Below are 19,156 nucleotides of genomic sequence, written 5' to 3'. Positions count from 1 at the left end.
TGCCAGCCTGCCGATCAGCGCAGGCGATGCACGCGCACCGCGCGGCGGCCCGGCGCATTGGCGATATAGCTGCCGAGCGGCCCCGCCTTGATCGTGACGACATCGCCTTCCCGCAGCCGCACCATCGCCTGCTCGGTGGTCTCCCACAGGCCGCCGTCATCCAGCGTGAACCGCATCAGTCCGCCCGGCAGTCCCGTCGACGATCGCAACGTGCCGACCAATTGTTTCAACTGCTCATCGTCCTCGCCATCGCCGAACAATTTGATCGACGGCAAGGAAAAGCCGAACATCGATCGCTTCGCTTTCTGTACGTCCTGCCGATCAAGGACGACGATGTCCTTCTTGCGCTGGGCGTCATCCATCGCCTGTGCAGCGTGATCATAACAGGCGAGGCGCGCATCATTGTCGGCGACCGTCCGACATTGCGTGAAGGTCTGAAGCAGGTCCGGACCGGCAGGTGCAGTGGCAAGCGCACTCGCCAGCAACAGATAGGACAGCATGACGTACCTCTCTCTTTAATGCTTTAGGCAACATTGTTGCAGTCTATTGCCGAAGAACACGTCAACAAAGCTGCCGATGAAATGTGACGGAAATATCACTACGGTTTTGTAATCAGATACTGACGCCGATTTGTCATTGTCTGCATGTCGCCGCGCTGCAACAAAAATAGCACGACCGAGCCAAAGGCCGGTGCGATCGGGCCACCCGGGGGGGTGGTTCGGACACAAAGGGGATCTCATGACGCTAAGCCTTCGTTCTCATCTTCTGAACACGACCCTCATCGTCGGGGTGGCATTGATCGGGTCGCCCGCCCTGGCGCAGACTTCGCCGTTGACACAGGAAACCCAGCAGAAGTCGGACGATCCCAATGCGGCACCGCCTGCCGCGGAAGGCCAGGACATCGTCGTCACGGGCACGCTGATCAGCAACCCGAACCTCGTGTCGTCGACCCCGGTCAACACCGTGTCCGAGAACGAACTGACGTTGCGCAACGTCAACAATGTCGAGCAGATCCTCCGCGAGCTTCCCGGCCTGACGCCGTCGCTCGGCTCCGCGGTCAACAACGGCAGCGCCGGTTATTTTACCGCCAACCTTCGCAATCTCGGTCAGCAGCGTAACCTGGTCCTGATCGATGGCGACCGGATCGTCCCGGCAGCCGAAACGGGTGCGGTCGATCTCAACAATATCCCGACCGCGCTGGTCCAGCGTGTCGACGTGCTGACCGGCGGTGCGTCGACCACCTACGGCGCCGATGCGGTCGCCGGCGTGGTCAACTTCATCACCAAGAAGAATTTCGCGGGGATGGAGGCTTCGGCCAGCCAGCAGATCACCGAGCGCGGTGACTCCAACTATTTCCGTGCCGATCTGACCGTCGGCGCCAATTTCGACGACGGCCGCGGCAATGCGGTGCTAAGCCTGGGCTATCAGGAAGCCGATCCCCTGTATCAGGGTGCACGCGACGTCTCCGTCTACGGCATCGGGTCCGGCAACGGCGTCGCCTCGGGTTCCTCGCGCACCGGCGTGCCGACCACGCTGAGCTTCACCAATGCGCAGGCGGCGCGCGCCGGCCTGTCGACCGGCGTCGTCCAGGTCAATCCCGCCGGCACCGCGCTGGTGCCGTTCTACAGCGGCTTCAACTTCAACCCGTACAACATCTTCGCGACGCCTTTCAAACGCTACAATATCTTCGCCCAGGCGAACTACGAGATTAACGACAATCTCGAAGTCTACACGCGCGGCATGTTTTCGAAGAATACGATCCAGCAGATCATCGCGCCGTCGGGTATTTTCGGCGAGGCACTCACCGTGCCGGGGTACAACCCGTATCTGCCGTCGGGCCTGCGCGATCAGCTCTGCCAGATCAACAACATCGCGCTCGGCGCCGCCTGCAACACCAACGCCGCGTTGACGCTGCCGGCGGTGTATCGCCGGTCGACCGAGCTCGGCCCGCGCACCTCGACCTACACGACGACGATGTTCGACTATAAGGCGGGGCTGCGCCTGCGCTTCTCCGATCACCTCAAGCTCGACGTGTTCGGCGCTTATGGTGAGAGCGATCTCAACCAGACCCAGTCGGGCTATGTCCTGCGCAGCCGCGTCCAGCAGGCGCTGAACGCGAACAATACGACGAGCTGCCTCGTCACCACCAACAACTGCGTGCCGCTCAACCTGTTCGGCGCCCAGGGTTCGATCACCTCCGATCAGGCCGGCTTCCTGAACGGCCAGAGCACGATCCAGATCCACACCGCGCTGTCGCAGGCCAAGGCGGTGTTCAACGGCGACTTCGGCACGACCTCGCCGTTCGCCAGCGAGCCGATCGCCTTCGCGGCCGGCGCCGAATATCGCAAGTACAGCTATCGCCGCGAACCCGACGCCTATGCGCTGTCGCCGGGTGAGCTCGGTGGCGCCGGCGGTGCGGTGCTGCCGTTCGCAGGCAGCTACGACGTGCGCGAAGTATTCGGTGAGGTGATCGCGCCGCTCGTCGCCGACAAGCCGTTCTTCCACTCGCTGACGCTGGAAGCGGGTGTCCGCTATTCCGACTATAAAGTGCAGGCGGCGAACAACCCGAGCTTCAACGCGACCACCTACAAGGCGGGCGGCAGCTTCGAGCCGATCAAGGAAATCAAGTTCCGCGGCGTCTACCAGCGTGCGGTCCGTGCGCCGAACATCAACGAGTTGTTCGCGCCGGTGTCGACGGGGCTCGACAATCTGTCGCCGGGCCTTGACCCCTGTGTCGGTGCCCGTCCGCTCGCCAGCGCCAATCTCGCCGCCGCCTGCGTCGCGCAGGGCGCGCCGGTGTCGGGGATCGGCACCATTCCCGAGCCTTCGGCGGGACAGCCGAACGTCACCGGTGGCGGCAATCCCGCCATCCTGCCCGAAAAGGCCGACACCTACACGCTCGGCGTCGTGGTGCAGCCGCGCGGGGTCGTGCCGGGGCTGAGCATCGCGGTCGACTATTTCAACATCAAGGTGAAGAACGCGATCACCTCGGCCACGCCGGCGGACATCCTGTCGGAATGCTTCGGGACCAACCCCTCGGCGATCACCGCGGCACAGGCCACTTCGGCATCGTGCACCGGGATCCGCCGCAACGCGACCAATGGCGGTCTCAGCGGCTCCAGCGCGACGGTGGCGGGTCTGCCGCAGCCGCTCACCAACCGGGGTCGCCTGCGCACCGACGGTATTGACCTCAACGCCAATTATGCGCGTGATTTCGGCGATGTCGGGCTCAACCTCGGCTTCCAGGGCACATGGACGGCGCATCGCTATTTCCGCGCCTCGCCGACCGCCTACGATCGCGACTGCGTCGGCTATTACAGCACGAGCTGTTCGTCGATCCAGCCGGAGTTCCAGTGGAACCAGCGTACCAGCCTGACCTTCGGTCCGGCGACGCTGTCGCTGCTGTGGCGCCACATCGGCAAGGTCCGCTACGAGGCGCTGGCCCCCGACGCGGTGCAGCGTCAGGTCACGACGCCGCTGTTCAGCGGTGTGGTCACCGGGCCGACGCCGCTTGCCGGCGGCACCTATAACTTCAACCAGATCAAGGCGTACAACTACCTGGATCTGACCGCGCAGATCGAGGTGAACGATCACCTGACCTTCACTGCGGGCGTACGCAACCTGCTTGACAAGAAGCCGCCACTCGTCGGCTCGGCCGCCGGGTCGACCGCCTACAACAGCGGCAACACCTATCCGTCGACCTATGACGTGCTGGGACGCCTGTTCACCGTGTCGGGCAAGCTGCGCTTCTAAGCGCCGCCGTCCGTCGAACGAACTCAAGGGGCGGCCTTCGGGCGGCCCCTTTTTTTATCTGGACTTACCTTCTTGTTGGATCGAGCCTGACGCGATGACCGACCTACCGCAACGCGCCCATGCGCTCGCCACCCAGGCGATGACCGCCCGCCAGCGCGGCGATGCCGCCGCGGAGCGCCTGCTGCTCGATCAGGCGCTCGGCCTCGCACCGGAGCACCCGCAATTGCTCAACGCGCGGGCCATGCGGGCGATGGCGGATGGTGATCTTCGCGACGCGCTGGCCGGCTTCGCCGCGGCCGCTGCCGCCGATCCCGGCGAACCGGTGCTGCACGTCAATCAAGCGACGGTCTATCGCATGATGGGGCAGGACGAGGACGAGCAACGCGCGCTGGAGGCCGCCTTGGCGATCGACCGGCGCAACTTCACCGCGCAACTGCGCATGACCGAATTGCATCAACGCTGTGGCCGCGAGGTCGAGGCGGCGCAGGGCTGGTCGGGCATCGTGCAGATGGCGGCGGCGATGCCCGATCGTCCGCCGGCGATCGACGACGCACTCGCCCGCGGCCGTGCCTTTCTCGCCGATCATACCGCCCGGCTTGGGCGCGAGCTCGACGGTGCGCTCGGTGACGGGGTGTCGCGGCGGATGGCGGCATGTGTCGATCACATGCTGGGCCGCCGGGCGATCTACGCCAACCAATGCGCGGGCGTACACTTCCCCTTCCTGCCCGCCGACGAATATTTCGAGCGCTCGCTCTTCCCCTGGTTCGCAGAACTGGAAGCGCGGACGGAGGCGATCCGCGGCGAGGCTCTGGCGCTGCTGCGCGACGGCAGCGATGCGATCCGCCCCTATGTGCGTCAGGCGGCGGGCACGCCGGCCAATCGCTGGTCGGGCCTCGACGGCAACGCCGACTGGAGCGCCTGCTTCCTGTGGGAATATGGCGTGCGCAACGATGCGGTCTGCGCGCGCTGCCCCGAGACCGCCGCGGCGCTAGCCGCGGTGCCGCAGAGCGACATTCCCGGCAAGGCACCGACCGCCTTCTTCTCGATCCTGCGCCCGCACGCGCATATCCCGGCGCATACCGGCGTCACCAATACGCGGGCGATCGTGCATCTGCCGCTGGTCGTGCCGGAGCGGTGCCGCTTTCGTGTCGGCGGCGAGACGCGCGCGTGGCGCGAGGGCGAGGCGTTCGCCTTCGACGATACGATCGAGCATGAAGCGTGGAACGACAGCGACGCGCCGCGCATCGTGCTGATCTTCGACGTCTGGAACCCGCATCTGACCACGGCGGAGCAGGCGATGCTCCGTCAGGTCTTCCATATCACCGGCCAGGGTGGCGTCGCGCCCTAAGCCTCGCTGCCCAGCGTCGCGATCAGCGGTTTGAGGTGGCGTTCGTAATGCCGCCAGCGCCCCGACGAACGCTGATGCAGGCGCTGGCGGACTTGCCAGACGCTGGCCGTCCTTACCGGGCCGGCGGCCTGCTCGGGATGCAGCACGGCGTCGTCCCATGGCAGGCCGCAGAAGGCGAGGACCTCGGCCGTCACCGGCGCGGGATCGGCGACCAGCCGGTCGTAGGACACGTCCAATATGTCCTCCGGATACAGGCGGCGCCAATGCGCCATCAGCCGGCGATATTGTCCCACCCAATGCGCGATATGGCGCAGGTCGTGGCCGTAGCTGATGCTGTCGTCGAAATAGAGGAAGTAGATGGACAGCGCCATATCCAGTGGATTGCGCGTCGTGTTGATGATCTTTGCGTTCGGAAACAGACGCTTGATCAGGCCGATGTGCAGGAAATTGTCGGGTCGCTTGTCGGTGAGACGATCGACGTCGCCGAATTGTTGGCACACTTCGTCCCGATATTGCGCGCGCATCGTCGCGAGCGCCGCGGCGGGCAGATCCCGCAGCGCCTCGGGTGACCCCAGCGCGGCGGCAAAGGCGGGCACGATCTCCAGTTCACCGCCCTTGGTAATGCGCGGATGACGCGAGAGCATCTGTTCGATCAGCGTCGAGCCCGATCGGAACATGCCGCAGATGAAGATCGGCGGTTCTGCATCGTCGGTGCCGGCCGGAATGGGGCGGGGCGTCGCCGTGATCGTCGCCTCGATCAACGCTTCCTGTCGCCGCGGATTGTAACGATAGCCGGGATGCGCGGCTTGCAGCGCCGCCCGGTTCGCCGCGGCAAACGCCGCAAAGGCTTCGTCGTACCGGCCTTGCGCATCGAGCGCCGCGCCGAGCGCGAACCCGGCTTCGGCCGCGTCGGCTGGCGAGAGGCCGGGACGGGCGAGCGCCGCCCGAAGTACGGAAATCGCGACGTCGGCGCGTCCTTCGAAGATGTCGATCGTCGCGATCCGGGCATGCGCGCGACCATTGCCGGGATCGAGCGCAAGCACCTGCGCATAAGCCTCGCGCGCGGCGGCCGGATCGCCGGCGTCCTCATGAAGATTGCCGAGATTCAGCCACGCCGCGACGAACGTGGGCGCCAAGGCGAGGGCGGCGTGCAATTCGATCACCGCATCGCCGATCCGTCCGCAATATTCGGACAGGATCACCGCGCGGTTGAGGTGCACCTCCTCGGGCCGGTCGATTCCGGCGGCAAGCGCCGCGGCATAGGCCGCCAGCGCTTCCTCGAACCGGCGGTCGCAGCGGAGCAGATAGCCGAGATTGTACCACGTTTCCGCGTCGGCCTGTTCCGCTTCGACCACGGCGCGAAAAGCGGTGATGCCGTCTTCGATCCGCCCGTCACGCAGCGCCAAGGCTGCCCGGGTCCGCCATTCGGCTAGCGTAATCATCGGGTTCGTCATCGTGGCGAGGGTCATCACGCGCAGCGTCGCGAAAGTCCACCGCCGGCGCGTCCACGCCGCCCGGAACGCACCGGTATTTTTCTCAATCGCCGCATTGCCGGATGGTAGCGCTATCGATACGTGTGTGAAAACAAGGACATAACGATCCGCCGGCGCAAGACCGGTTCGACACCTGGAGGGATGCTTGTGGCACGAATGATCTGGAACGCCTTGCTCGGTTCGGTGAGCATCGGCGTCATCGCCGGCGCGGTCCACGCGCAATCGCTCACCGTCACGCCGTCGGAAACGCTGGAGACGCAGGGGCTGACGGTCATCGTCGACCAGAACCACTTCAGCCCGATTTTCTTCGACGAGAAGAACGCCGGCATCCAGATGGTGTTGCATGGCGAGCGCATCGCCACCGACGGTGCCGTGCGGCTTGACCGTACACCCGAGCAATGGGCGCCGGTCCCCGCCTTCGTCGGCCGGACGCGCGGCAGCGAACCCAATCAGTTGATCGTACGCTCCGCCTACACGCAGCAGAAGCTGTCCTATAGCGTCAAGGTCACCGCCGAACCCGGCGGCTTCCGCATCGCGGTCGATCTCGACCAGCCACTGCCGGCCAGCCTCGCCGGCAAGGCGGGGTTCAATCTCGACTTCCTGCCGACCGCCTATTTCGGCAAGACCTATCTGGTCGATGCCGCGCCGGGGCTGTTCCCGCGCCATCCGACGGGGCCGATGGCCAAGGACGGATCGGGCGATCCGCTGCCGCTCGGGAGCGCTACCAAGACGATCACGCTGGCGCCCGAGGATCCGCTGACGCGGGTCAGCATCACCTCCGACACCGGACCGATCGATCTGTACGACGCCCGCGCGCGGGCGCAGAACGGCTGGTTCGTCATCCGTTCGCTGATCGCCGCCGGCGCGAAGGAGAATGCGATCGTCTGGCACGTCCGGCCCAACGTGGTGAAGAACTGGACGCGCCAGCCGGTCGTCTCGTTCAACCAGGCCGGCTACACGCCGGGGCGGCCCAAGGTCGCGCTGATCGAGCTCGATCCCAATTTCAAGGCGCCGGGCGAGGCGGAACTGGTCCGGCTGACCGCGGACGGCGGCAAGCAATCGGTGTTCCGCGCCAAGGTCCAGTCGCGCGGCCACTGGACGCGCTACGATTATGCCGCCTTCGACTTCTCGTCGGTGCGCGAGCCCGGCCTGTATGCGATCAGCTATGCCGGGCAGACGACCAACCCGTTCCGCATCGCCGTCGACGCCTATCAGCGGATTTGGCAGACCTCGCTTGACACGTTCATCGCCGAACAGATGGATCACGTCGGCATCCGCGAGCAATATCGCGTCTGGTCGGCGCCCTCGCATCTCGACGACGCGCGGCAGGCGCCGCCGAACATCACCCATTTCGACGGCTACAAGATGGGGCCGAACCTCGATTCGCCGTTCAAGGCCGGTCAGCACATTCCTGGCCTCGCGGTCGGCGGCTGGCAGGATGCCGGCGATTACGACATCCAGACGCCGGAGAATGCGGCGGTGACGCGCGACCTCGTCTGGGCGCGTGAATTGTTCGGCCTCGACTGGGACGAGACGAGCATCGACGAGGCGGCCCGCAAGGTCGAGATCCGCAAGCCCGACGGCGTCGAGGACGCGGTGCAGCAGATCCGGCACGGCACGCTGCAATTGCTCGCGCAGTACAATGTGTTCGGCCACGCCATCGTCGGTATCGTCGATCCGGCGCTGCGCCAATATGCCCATCTCGGCGATGCCGGATCGCAGACCGACAATCACCTCTACGACGCCAGGCTCGGCGCGGAGGAGATCAAGGGCGGTGCGTCGGGGACGCCCGACGATCGCTGGGCGTTCACCACCGATCTGCCTGCCAACAACCTCGCGGTGGCCGGCGCGCTCGCCGCTGCCAGCCGGGTGCTCGCCGCGAGCGACCCGAAGATGGCGGCGGAGGCGCTCGCCGCGGCCAAGGCGTTGTGGAGCAAGCAGCAGGGCGGGGTGGTCAAGGCCGGCGACGGGCGCGACGATTCGTCGTCGCCGCGTTCGGCCGAGGCCGCGAACGTCGTCGCCACCGTCGAATTGCTGCTGACCAGCCGCGGCGATCGTGTCTATGCCGACCGGCTGCGCCAGTTGCAGCCGGTGATCCGGCAGAACTTCCCGTGGCTCGCCGGTGCCGCGGTGCGCGCCATTCCGCTGATGGGCGCGGACTATCGCGCCGCCCTCGTGCCGCTGGTGCAGGACATGAAGGCCAAGGCGGACGGCGGCATGACCAACAATCCGTTCGGCGTGCCGATCGCCGACGGCACCTGGGCGGGCTCCAACCAGGTGGTCAGTTTCGGCACGACCATGTACCTGTTGCACAAGGCGTTCCCCGAGATCGTCGGCACCGCCTACACGCTGAATGCGATTGATTACGTGCTCGGGCGGCATCCGGCGAACAACCTGTCGCTGGTCTCGACCGTCGGCACTGCGTCGAAGCTGATCGGCTATGGACACAATCGCGCCGACTATAGCTTCATCCCCGGCGGGATGGTGCCGGGCGTGCTGATCGTCAAACCCGACTATCCCGAGGCGAAGGTCGACTGGCCGTTCCTGTGGTTCGAGAACGAATATACCGTCAGCACCACGTCCGCCTACATCCTCGCCGCGCGCGCGGCGATGGCGGTCGCCGCCGAGACGCAGTGAGGGCAGGGGCCAGCAACGGGGCGCGGTGAGGAGACGAGATGCGGAAGTATCGGGCGCTGACGGTCGCGGCCGTCGTCCTCACGGTCATGCCGGCGGGCGCGCAGCTGCCCGCCGGCCCGGTGCTGCCGCGGGTCGCGCCGCCGGCCGCCCAAACCGGGCCGCACCGGATCGTCATCCCCAACCGGCCCGATCCGGTGCCGATCGTCCTCCACGTCGCGCCCGAGGGGTCGGACGACGGCGACGGGTCGGCCGCGCGGCCGTTCGCCAGCCTGACGCGGGCGCAGGCGGCGGTGCAGCAGCGCAACAAAGACCATGACGTCACCGTGCGGATCGCCGCCGGCACCTATCGGCTGGCGGCGCCGCTGCGCTTTACCGCCGACGACGGCGGGCAGAACGGCTTCACCGTCCGCTGGGAGGGGGCGGCGGGCGCCTATCCGACGCTGTCGGGCGGCGTGCCGGTCGAGGGCTGGCGCCTGGCGGATCGCAAGCGTGGCATCTGGGCGGCGCCGATCCCGTCGGGCAGCGATCCCTTGCAACTCAGCGTCGGCGGCCGGCTCGCGCAACGCGCGGCGATCGAGATCCCGCGGGCGGCGGTGACGTTCGCGCCGTGGGGACTGACGATCACCGACCCGGCGTGGCGGACGCTCGCGCAACTGCCCGACCAGCGCCGCATCGCGGTGGAAGGGATGAGCTGGTTCACCCACCGCCACGCGATGGTCGAGCGGATCGAGGGCGACCGGATCGTGATGCAGCAGCCCGGCTGGCGCAACAATCTGGTCGGCTACGACACGTTCGCGCGGCCGGTCTCCGCGGAGGTGGCGCGCATGTTCCTCGTCAACGCGCTCGCCTTCCTGCGGGAGCCCGGCCAATATTACGCCGATCCCGCTGCCGGCCGCCTCTATTACAAGCCGCGCGCGGGTGAGGCGATGGACCGGATCGCGGTGGTGCTGCCGCGGCTCGACCATCTGCTGTCGATCGCCGGCAGCTACGACCGGCCGGTGCGCGACCTTCAGTTTCGCGGGCTGGACTTCCGCGACACGAGCTGGCGGCAGCCCGCCGGGCCGGAGGGCTATGCGAGCCAGCAGAGCGGCTCCTATCTCGCCGGCGAACTGCCCGATTATCCCGGCGATCCCATCCGCGATTGCAGTTGGGGCTGCCGCCCGTTCGAGGCGATGCGCAACCGCTTCCACCAGCAGCCCGCCGCGATCCAGGTCGCCGCGGCGAGCCGGATCGTCTTCGACGACAACCGGTTCACTCAGCTCGGACAGGTCGCGCTCGGCATCGGCAACAACGCCGACGCCAATGCCGCCGGAGTCGGTCTCGGTACCAGCGCGATCGAGGTGACGCGCAGCCGCTTCACCGATCTCGCCGGCGGAGCGATCATGGTCGGCGGCGTCCAGCCCGACGCGCATCATCCCGCCCGGCCCGAGATGGGGCTGCGCGACATCCTGATCCGCAACAACCGGATCAGCGGCGTCTCGCGCGACTATAAGGAGCAATCGGCGATCCTCGTCACCTACGCCTCGGGCACCGTCATCATGAACAACGACGTGTCCGATGCGCCCTATGACGGGATCGACGTCGGCTGGGGCTGGGGGACCAACGATCCGGGCGGCAGCGCCGAATATTGGCGCGCGCAGCGCGGCTATTACGACGCGCCCGGCAACCGCATCTACGATACGCCGACGACGCTGCGCGACACGGTGATCGTCGGCAACCGCGTGTCGCGGGTGAAGCAATGGTTCCCCGACGGCGGCGCGATCTATCATCTCTCCGCCGATCCCGGCGCGCTGATCGCGGGGAATTACGTATCCGACATCGCCGGCTCGGGCGGCATCGCCATCTACCTGGACGAGGGGTCGCGCTATGTCACGGTTCGCGGCAACGTCGTCGACCGGGTGGGGGGCGTCTGGCTCAACCTCAACACGCAGGATCATATCGCGCCCAAGCGCACCGCGATGGACAATCGCGCGATCGGCAATTGGTACAATTCCGGCCGGCTGCAGGGGAATTGGACCGACTATCTGAACAACGTCGCCGAGCAGAACGTCGCCATCGTCGGCGATGCCTGGCCGGAGGCGGCGCGCAAGGTGATCGCCGACAGCGGGGTGCAACCCGAGCCGCAACGCCCCTGATCGCGCGGCCGGCGAAGGGATGGTGCGGTGCAACGATCGCGAGGGCGCTTCGTTCGTCCCGGCATCCCCAGTCATCGATCAGAAAGGCCGAAACATGTTCGGACACACCAAGAAGGTGCGCTACGCCGTCGTCGGCGGCGGCCAGATCTCGCAGCAGGCGTTCATGCCGGGCGTCGCGCGCACGAACAATGCGGAACTGGTGGCGCTGGTCACCGGCGATCCGATAAAGGCCGACAAGCTCGCCAAACTCTACGGCATCAAGGCGTGGACCTACGAGCAATATGCCGAACTGCTCGCCTCGGGCGAGATCGATGCGGTGTACATCGCGACGCCCAATTTCCTCCACATGCAATATGCGGTGCCGGCGCTCGAGGCGGGCATCCACGTCCTGCTCGAAAAGCCGATGGCGTCGAGCGTCGCGGAGGCCGAGCAGATCCTCGCCGCGCAGAAGACCCGCGGTGCGAAGCTGATGATCGCCTATCGCCTGCATCACGAGCCCGGCACGGTCGAGATGATCACCCGCGCGCGCAACAACGAATTCGGCGAACTGCGCAGCTTCGTCTCGGCCTTCGCGCAGAACGTCGCCGAGGCCAATTCGCGCGGTCACAACGGCTATTGGGGCGGGCCGGTGCCGGACATGGGCACCTATCCGCTCAACGCGGTGCGCAACCTGTTCGGGCTGGAGCCGATCGCGGTCCACGCCGTCGGCACCAAGACGCCCGACCGCGGCTTCAACTTCCACGACACGGTCGCGGTCACGCTGCGCTTCCCCGGCGAACGTGTCGCGCAATTCACGGTAAGCTACGCCACCGCCTCGTCGGAATTCTTCGAACTGGTCGGCACCAAGGCGAGCATCCATGCCTCGCCGAGCTTCATGTTCGGCCCGAAGATCGGCATCCGCTACGTCGAGAAGACCAGCGAGGGCAGCAAGGAGCATAAGTTCGATCCCGTCGAGCAATTCGGCAACGAGACGCAGTATTTCTCGGACTGCATCCTCAACGACGCGCATCCCGAGGCGGATGGCGAGGAAGGCCTGCTCGACATGCGTGTGCTGGCCGCTGTCGAGCGCTCGCTCGAAACCGGCGAGACGGTGAGGCTGGAGCCGATGACGCGCAGCCGCCACGTCGAGCCCGACCAGGCGATCAAGCTCAAGCCCGCCAAGGAGCCGGGCGAGGACGAGATGATCAGCATCATCCCGCAGTCGGCGTAAGCGGGGCGGGCGGCGCCCGTCCATCCACCCGTCATGCCGGACTCGTTCCGGCATCCACCGGCCCGTAGGAGCGGAAGGCGTTGCTCCTGCGGGACCGTGGACCCCGGAACGAGTCCGGGGTAATGGGGTGTTTTGGAATCGGTCAGCGCGAAACCGATCGCGCTCAGCCCCGCCGTGTCGGCGACGCAACTGCATCCGCGGCCTTTCCCCGTCGCGCGACACCTGCTTAACTCGCTGCATGCGCTACGCTTTCCTTCTCGCCCTGCTCCTGTCCGACCCCGCCTTCGCACAGAGCGCGGGGGCGCCGATCGACGCGGTCGATCCGATGATCGGCACGGCGGGGGAGGGCCATACCTTCCCCGGCGCCACCGCGCCGTTCGGCATGGTCCAGCTGTCCCCCGACACCGATACCGGCTGCGAAATCCGCGCCTGTTACGGCCATGCCGCCGGCTATCGCTACGAGGATCCGACGATCCAGGGCTTCAGCCACACCCATTTCTCCGGTGCCGGCCATTCCGACCTCGGCGACGTGCTGGTCGCGCCACAGGCGGGGACGGCACGGCTCGATCCGGGCGATCCGGCGAAGCCCGGCTCGGGCTATCGCTCGCGCTTCGATCACGCCAGCGAGACGGCGCGGCCCGGCTATTATGCGGTGACGCTCGCCGACGGCGGCATCCGTGCCGAACTGACCGCCGGCACCCGCACCGGCGTCCACCGCTACACTTTCCCCGCCGGCACGCCCGCGCATCTGGTCATCGACCTGCGCTCGTCGCTCTACAATTATCCCGGCAAGATCCTGTGGTCGGGGCTGCACCTGCGCCCCGACGGCACGCTGACCGGCTTTCGCGAGACGCGCGGCTGGGCGCCGGGCCGCAAGCTCTATTTCGCGATGCGCTTCTCCGCACCGCTGACCGGCCATGGCTTCGTCGATCGCGACGCCGCGGTGACCTACAAAGGCTTTCAGGGGCCGGGCCGGGGCAGCGAGGCGGTCGCCGAGAAACTCGGCAAGGCACTGGAGGCGCGGCTCGATTTCGGTACGCTTGCCGCCCCGCTGGAGGTGAAGGTGGCGCTGTCCGGCGTCGACGAAGCCGGCGCGGTCGCCAATCTCGAGGCCGAGGCGGGCGGCTTCGACGCGATCCGCGCGCGCACCGCCGCCGCGTGGACGCAGGCGCTCGGCGCGGTCGAGATCGCCGCCCCCGCGCCGATGCGCCGCACCGTCTATACCGCGCTCTACCATGCCCTGCTCGCGCCGAGCGTATGGAGCGATGCCGACGGCCGCTATCGCGGGCCGGACGATCAGGTGCATCGCGCCGACGGCTTCACCTTCCGCTCGACCTTCTCGCTATGGGATACGTTCCGTGCCGAGCATCCGCTGCTGACGCTGGTCCAGCCGACGCAGACCACGGTCGACGTCGTGCGCTCGCTCGTCGCCAGCCGCCGGTTCAGTCCCGACGGCATCCTGCCGGTATGGCAATTCGCCGGGCGCGAGACCTGGACGATGATCGGCTATCATGCCGCGCCGGTGATCGCCGACGCCTATCTCAAGGGCATCCGCGGCTTCGACGCCGATGCGGCGCTCGACGCGATGGTCGCGAGCGCAGACTATGCCCCCTATGGCGGGCTCGGCGACTATATGGCGCGCGGCTATGTGCCGATCGACAAGGAGCCCGAGGCCGCGTCGAAGACGGTCGAATATGCCTATGACGACTGGACGATTGCACGAATGGCGCGGGCGATGGGGCGCGACGCGATCGCCGCGCGCTTCGAGAAACGCGCCGCCAACTGGCGCAACAGCTTCGACACCAAGACCGGCTGGCTGCGCGCGCGCCTGTCGAGCGGCGCGTTCCGCACGCCCTTCGATCCGACCGCGATCAATTACGGCTCGGATTATACCGAGGGCAATGCGTGGCAATATAGCTGGTTCATGCCGCAGGATCAGGCCGGCCTGTTCCGCCTGCTCGGCGGCGACGCCAGGGCGATCGCCAAGCTCGATGCGATGTTCGACTATGACAATTCGAAGCTCGACTATAGCCACGCCGAGGATATCGCCGGACTGATCGGCCAATATATCCACGGCAACGAACCCAGCCATCACGTCGCCTATCTCTACGATTACGCCGGGGCGCCGTGGCGGACGCAGGAGCGGCTCGCGCAGATCGTCGCGTCGCAATACAGGCCGACGCCGGACGGTCTGGCGGGCAACGACGATCTCGGTCAGATGTCGGCGTGGCTCGTCTTCACCGCGCTCGGCTTCTATCCGGTGGCGCCGGGATCGAACGAATATGTCATCGGCCGGCCGTTCGTCGATCGCGCGACGCTCAACCTGCCTGACGGCAAAAGCTTCGTCGTCGTCGCCGACGGCCTGTCGGCGACCAACCGCTATATCGCTGCGGTGACGCTGAACGGCGTGCCGCTGGCGCGCAGCTATCTGCGCGACGCGGAGTTGCGGGCGGGCGGCGAATTGCGCTTCACGATGGCGGCGACCCCGAACAAAGGCTGGGCGACCGGGCGGGCGGCACGGCCCTTCTCTATGTCCGCGCGGTGACGGCGGGGCGGCGGCGACCGGCCACTACGGCCTTGTTTGACCGCGGTTATGGCATAGATACTGAAGACGTCGTCCTCCCCGAGTGATGGCTCGGACGCGATAGGAGTAGGCGGTGGCCTGGTACGAGAAGCTGGCTGTGGTTGTCGGCATGGTGCTGTTCATGGAGTGTTTCGCCTGGGCGACGCACAAATATGTCATGCACGGCTGGGGCTGGGGCTGGCACCGGTCGCATCACGAGCCGCACGAGGGCGCGTTCGAGAAGAACGATCTGTATGCGATCACCTTTGCGGTCATTGTGGTGACCTTGTTCGTCGTCGGCCTGCGCTGGGAACCCTTGTGGTGGGCGGCGCTGGGCATCACCGTCTATGGCGGTATCTACGCCTTCGTCCACGACATGATGGTCCACCAGCGGTTCGGCATGCGCTGGGTGCCGCGGCGCGGCTATTCCAAGCGGCTGTTGCAGGCGCACCGGCTGCACCATGCGGTGAAGGGCAAGGAGGGCGGCGTCAGCTTCGGCTTCCTGTTCGCACCCGATCCGGCGAAGCTGAAGCGCAAGCTCGCCGATCGCGTCGGGCGATGAGCCCCGATCGGGGCAATACGCGCCACAGCCTGCTGCTCGCCGCCGCGATCGGCGCGGCGTGGCTCGCCATCCATATCGGCGGCATCTTCTTTTGGCAGTGGCGCGCCGCCACGGTGCCGGTCGCATTGCTGCTGATCGTGGTGCAGGCGTGGCTGAGCACCGGCCTCTTCATCGTCGCGCACGATTGCATGCACGGATCGTTCGCACCCGGACGCCGGGCGTGGAACGTCGTCGTCGGCACCCTGTGCCTCGGCGCCTATGCCGGCCTGTCCTATCGCGCGCTCTACCCGATGCACCACGCGCATCACGCCGCGCCCGGCACCGAGCACGATCCCGATTTCCACGCCGCCGCGCCGCGCCGCGCGCTGCCGTGGTTCGTCCATTTCTTCCGCGGCTATTACACCCACGGCCAGATCCTGCGGATCACGCTGGCGGCGGTCGTCTACATGCTGCTCGGCGCGTCGCTGCTCAACATCGTGCTGTTCTGGGCGGTGCCGGCGCTGCTAGCGCTGGCGCAATTGTTCCTGTTCGGCACCTATCTGCCCCACCGTCACGGCGAGACGCCGTTCGCCGACACGCACAACGCGCGCAGCAATTCGCTGTCGCCGCTCGCCTCGCTGGCGACCTGCTTCCACTTCGGCGCCTATCACCACGAGCATCACCTCAGCCCGCAGACCCCGTGGTGGCAGCTCCCGCGCATCAAGCGCGGCTGACCAGCGACGGGCTATTCCGCCGACAGACCGACGAGCCGGAAACCGTGATCGACGATACGACGGGCGAGCGCGTCGCTGCCGCCATATCGGCCGGCGTCGAGGATCACGCCATGCAGCGCGTTGAACAGGAAGATGGCGGTGAACCGCGGGTCTTCGAGCCGCCATGCTCCCGCAGCGTCGCCGGCGGCGAGCAGTTGCGTGAGACCGTCGATCAACGGATTGTCGGCCAGACCGGCGTTTGTCGGCGGCGGGACATCGCGGAACACCATGTCATGCAGCGAGGCGAACGTCGCATAGCCCTCCGCGCAAGCGGTCAGCCAAGCGGCCAGCCGTTCGCTGAAGTCACCCGTGGCGACGCGATCGACCGCACTGGTGATGATGCCGCCGACGCGCTCGGCGAAGCGCAGGCGTAGCGCCGCGACGACATCCTCCTTGGCAGTGAAATGCAGATAGAAGCTGCCTTTCGCCACCCCCGCCCCGGACGTGATCTGCTCAATCGTCGTCGCGGCGACGCCCCGGTCGAGGAACAGGCGCTCGGCAGCGTTCATCAGATCGTCACGCCGTTGATCGGCAGGCTTGGTGCGGGGTTTGCTCGCCACGTCGGCTCCCATGATGGTGCAGGCGATGATCCCTGCCGCGAAACCGACAGCAAGAGAAGAGCTCGGCATATTGACTGACCGACAGTCACACCGGTAATTCGATTCCTCGGGCGCGTGTTTGATCGCGCCGCTTATCGAGGAGCCGCGAATGACCAGCATGCCGAAATGCCGTCAGGTACGCCTTGCGCGCCACCCGGAGGCGATGATCCAGCCGTCCGATCTCGTGATCGCGGAGACGCAATTGCCGGCACCGGGGCCGACGGACGTCGTCGTGCGCAATCGCTGGTTCCGGATTTCGATCTCGACGCGGCTGATGGCCGATCGCGACGCGCAGGCGGTCGAGGGGATACCTTTCCCGGCGCTCAGCCCCGGCGATACGCTGGCGGACCGTGCGATCGGTGAGGTGCTCGCCTGTCCGCCCGAGAGCGGTTTTATGGTCGGCGATTTCGTCTCGCATCCGTTCGGCTGGCGGGACCATGCCGTCGTGCCGGTCGAGCAGTGCGTGGCGCTGGGACGCGGGCCGATCGAACCCGCGGCCTATCTCGGCCATGGCTGGACGGCTTATGCGGCGCTGACCCGCGGTATCCGGATCCGCCCCGGCGACACCGTCTTCGTGTCGAGCGCCGCCGGCGCGATCGGATCGATGGCCGGCCAGGTCGCGCGGCGGCTCGGCGCGGCGCGGGTTATCGGCAGTACCGGGAGCCGCGACAAGGCGGACTGGATGCGCACCGACCTCGGCTACGATGCGGCGGTGCTGCGCAACGGCGGCCCGCTCGCCGACCAGCTGGCGGCCGCGGCGCCCGACGGCATCGATGTCTTCGTCGACATGGTGGGCGGCGCCCACCTCGTCGCCGCGATCGGCGCCGCGCGCGAGGGCGCGCGGTTCGTGCTGCTCGGCGCGTTGACCGCGGAACTGGACCGGCAGGGGGCCAGCATCGTCGCCCCCGCGGCGCTCGACTCGTTCCAGCTCATCCTCAAGGACATCACGCTGCGCGGCTATAGTGCCGATCGCGACATCGCCGCCTTTGCCGAATGGATCGCGTGGCAGCGCGACGCCGGGCTCCACTTCGCCCGGACGATGGTGGCGGGCCTGGACGCTGCGCCGCAAGCCCTGCACGATGCCTGCGAAGGGCGGCTGCGCGGCGTCGTCATCGTCGCGCTAAAGCAAGGGTGACCGCCTCACGGCGCCGTCTTCACCTCGCGACCGCGCTCGTCGATCGGGGCCTTGGGCGCTTCGGACATCGGGCTCGAACTGCCGGTACCGCGGCCACGGAGATGGTCGATCTCGGCCTGGCGGCGCTGCAGGTAGAAGGTGCGGGTGTTGGCATAGGGATCGGCGGCGTCTTCGTGCAGCGTGCGCAGCGTGTCGTCGAACTCGGAGCGATGATCCAGCACGCCGAGCACTGCGGCGGGGATGACGAAGGCGGGCCTGGTCACGCGGCGCCCCGCGGCGATCGGCAGGACGAGCCGGTCGACGCCGCCACCGATCAGGTCGCGTACCGTCGTCGGACCGACCAGCGGCAGGAACATGAACGGACCCGGCGGCACGCCGTAGAAGCCGAGCGTATCGGCGAAGCCGTTGCCGCGGCGGGGAAGTTTGAAGGGCTTGCGCTTGGCGATGTCGAACGCGCCGAGCAGGCCGATCGTCGTGTTGATGCCGAAACGGCCTACCGTCTCGACCGCCTTGCCGATCTTGTGCTGGAGCAGGAAATTGATGAACACGACCGGCTCGCGCAGATTGTACAGCACGTTGTGGACGCCGTCGCGGAACGGCTTGGGCGCGGTCTTCTTATAGGCGCGCGCGATCGGCGCGACGAGCGCCTTGTCGACGGCCTCGGTCGCCTCGAACGAGCGCTCGTTGAGCGCGCGCAGCGGATCGATCTTGGCGGAATTCTCCCGTGCGGTGACGACGATGTCGGCGGACTCGGTGATCGTCGGCTCGACGCGGCGGGTGTCCTGCGCGGGCTCGGGTGCCGGCACCGCGGTCTGGACGGGCAGGGGCGCGATCAGCGGCGCCGCGACGGGATCAGCGGGGAGGGCGACGTCCTGTATCGCGGGCGCAGGGGCCAGTGCCGATACCGTCGTCCACAACACTAGGCTCAGCATACCACCCCATCAGCCGCTTTCGACAATTGTAGGCGGA

13 protein-coding genes are annotated in these 19,156 nt (G+C 67.2%); 9 read left to right on the top strand and 4 right to left on the bottom strand.

Annotated features, from left to right (window positions below):
* Nucleotides 1-14: 14 nt before the first annotated feature.
* Complete coding sequence (locus AC07UH_RS10415) at nucleotides 15-500, bottom strand: hypothetical protein (RefSeq protein WP_052075526.1); 486 nt, start codon at nucleotides 498-500, stop codon at nucleotides 15-17.
* A 331-nt stretch (nucleotides 501-831) separates the two neighbouring features.
* Between AC07UH_RS10415 and AC07UH_RS10410 the strand changes: the two genes are divergently transcribed.
* Both AC07UH_RS10410 and AC07UH_RS10405 read left to right on the top strand, forming a co-directional pair.
* Nucleotides 832-3,753, top strand: coding sequence for a TonB-dependent receptor domain-containing protein (locus AC07UH_RS10410; protein ID WP_342667014.1), 2,922 nt, complete (start codon nucleotides 832-834; stop codon nucleotides 3,751-3,753).
* A gap of 94 nt (nucleotides 3,754-3,847) precedes the next feature.
* Complete coding sequence (locus AC07UH_RS10405) at nucleotides 3,848-5,101, top strand: aspartyl/asparaginyl beta-hydroxylase domain-containing protein (RefSeq protein ID WP_495179884.1); 1,254 nt, start codon at nucleotides 3,848-3,850, stop codon at nucleotides 5,099-5,101.
* Here the strand turns inward: AC07UH_RS10405 and AC07UH_RS10400 are convergent.
* Nucleotides 5,098-6,543 carry a tetratricopeptide repeat-containing sulfotransferase family protein gene (locus AC07UH_RS10400; RefSeq protein WP_495179885.1) on the bottom strand — a complete coding sequence of 482 codons (1,446 nt, stop codon included), beginning with the start codon at nucleotides 6,541-6,543 and terminating at the stop codon, nucleotides 5,098-5,100. The two genes, AC07UH_RS10405 and AC07UH_RS10400, sit on opposite strands and share 4 nt — an antisense overlap.
* A 207-nt stretch (nucleotides 6,544-6,750) precedes the next feature.
* Here AC07UH_RS10400 and AC07UH_RS10395 point away from each other — a divergent pair, with 207 nt between their 5' ends.
* The 6 genes from AC07UH_RS10395 to AC07UH_RS10370 all read left to right on the top strand — a co-directional run bounded on the left by AC07UH_RS10395 (nucleotide 6,751) and on the right by AC07UH_RS10370 (nucleotide 16,414).
* On the top strand, nucleotides 6,751-9,231 hold the full coding sequence (locus tag AC07UH_RS10395) for a glycoside hydrolase family 9 protein (RefSeq protein ID WP_495180471.1): 2,481 nt from the start codon (nucleotides 6,751-6,753) through the stop codon (nucleotides 9,229-9,231).
* A 38-nt stretch (nucleotides 9,232-9,269) separates the two neighbouring features.
* Complete coding sequence (locus AC07UH_RS10390; protein WP_495179886.1) at nucleotides 9,270-11,366, top strand: right-handed parallel beta-helix repeat-containing protein; 2,097 nt, start codon at nucleotides 9,270-9,272, stop codon at nucleotides 11,364-11,366.
* Between the two features lie 94 nt (nucleotides 11,367-11,460).
* The gene (locus tag AC07UH_RS10385) at nucleotides 11,461-12,576 is read left to right on the top strand and encodes a Gfo/Idh/MocA family protein (protein WP_495179887.1); all 1,116 of its coding nucleotides are present in this window, start codon (nucleotides 11,461-11,463) and stop codon (nucleotides 12,574-12,576) included.
* 238 nt (nucleotides 12,577-12,814) lie between these two features.
* Nucleotides 12,815-15,121, top strand: coding sequence for a GH92 family glycosyl hydrolase (locus tag AC07UH_RS10380; protein ID WP_495179888.1), 2,307 nt, complete (start codon nucleotides 12,815-12,817; stop codon nucleotides 15,119-15,121).
* Nucleotides 15,122-15,233: 112 nt separating this feature from the next.
* A complete protein-coding gene (locus AC07UH_RS10375; RefSeq protein ID WP_038660516.1) occupies nucleotides 15,234-15,701 on the top strand; it encodes a sterol desaturase family protein in 468 nt (155 codons plus the stop codon).
* A complete protein-coding gene (locus AC07UH_RS10370) occupies nucleotides 15,698-16,414 on the top strand; it encodes a fatty acid desaturase (RefSeq protein ID WP_495179889.1) in 717 nt (238 codons plus the stop codon). Before AC07UH_RS10375 ends, AC07UH_RS10370 begins: the two co-directional genes overlap by 4 nt.
* An 11-nt stretch (nucleotides 16,415-16,425) precedes the next feature.
* Here AC07UH_RS10370 and AC07UH_RS10365 read toward each other — a convergent pair whose 3' ends face one another.
* Nucleotides 16,426-17,013: a TetR/AcrR family transcriptional regulator gene (locus tag AC07UH_RS10365; protein WP_495179890.1), complete on the bottom strand. Its 588-nt coding sequence runs from the start codon at nucleotides 17,011-17,013 to the stop codon at nucleotides 16,426-16,428.
* Nucleotides 17,014-17,161: 148 nt separating this feature from the next.
* Between AC07UH_RS10365 and AC07UH_RS10360 the strand changes: the two genes are divergently transcribed.
* Complete coding sequence (locus AC07UH_RS10360) at nucleotides 17,162-18,187, top strand: MDR family NADP-dependent oxidoreductase (RefSeq protein ID WP_495179891.1); 1,026 nt, start codon at nucleotides 17,162-17,164, stop codon at nucleotides 18,185-18,187.
* A gap of 5 nt (nucleotides 18,188-18,192) precedes the next feature.
* Here AC07UH_RS10360 and AC07UH_RS10355 read toward each other — a convergent pair whose 3' ends face one another.
* The gene (locus tag AC07UH_RS10355; RefSeq protein WP_495179892.1) at nucleotides 18,193-19,119 is read right to left on the bottom strand and encodes an MlaA family lipoprotein; all 927 of its coding nucleotides are present in this window, start codon (nucleotides 19,117-19,119) and stop codon (nucleotides 18,193-18,195) included.
* Nucleotides 19,120-19,156: the final 37 nt, after the last annotated feature.

The sequence above is a fragment of the Sphingomonas sp. GW821-FHT04B01 genome, from assembly GCF_059420425.1.
The sequence above is the reverse complement of the archived record's forward strand: the minus strand, read 5'-3'. Positions and strand labels throughout refer to the sequence as shown.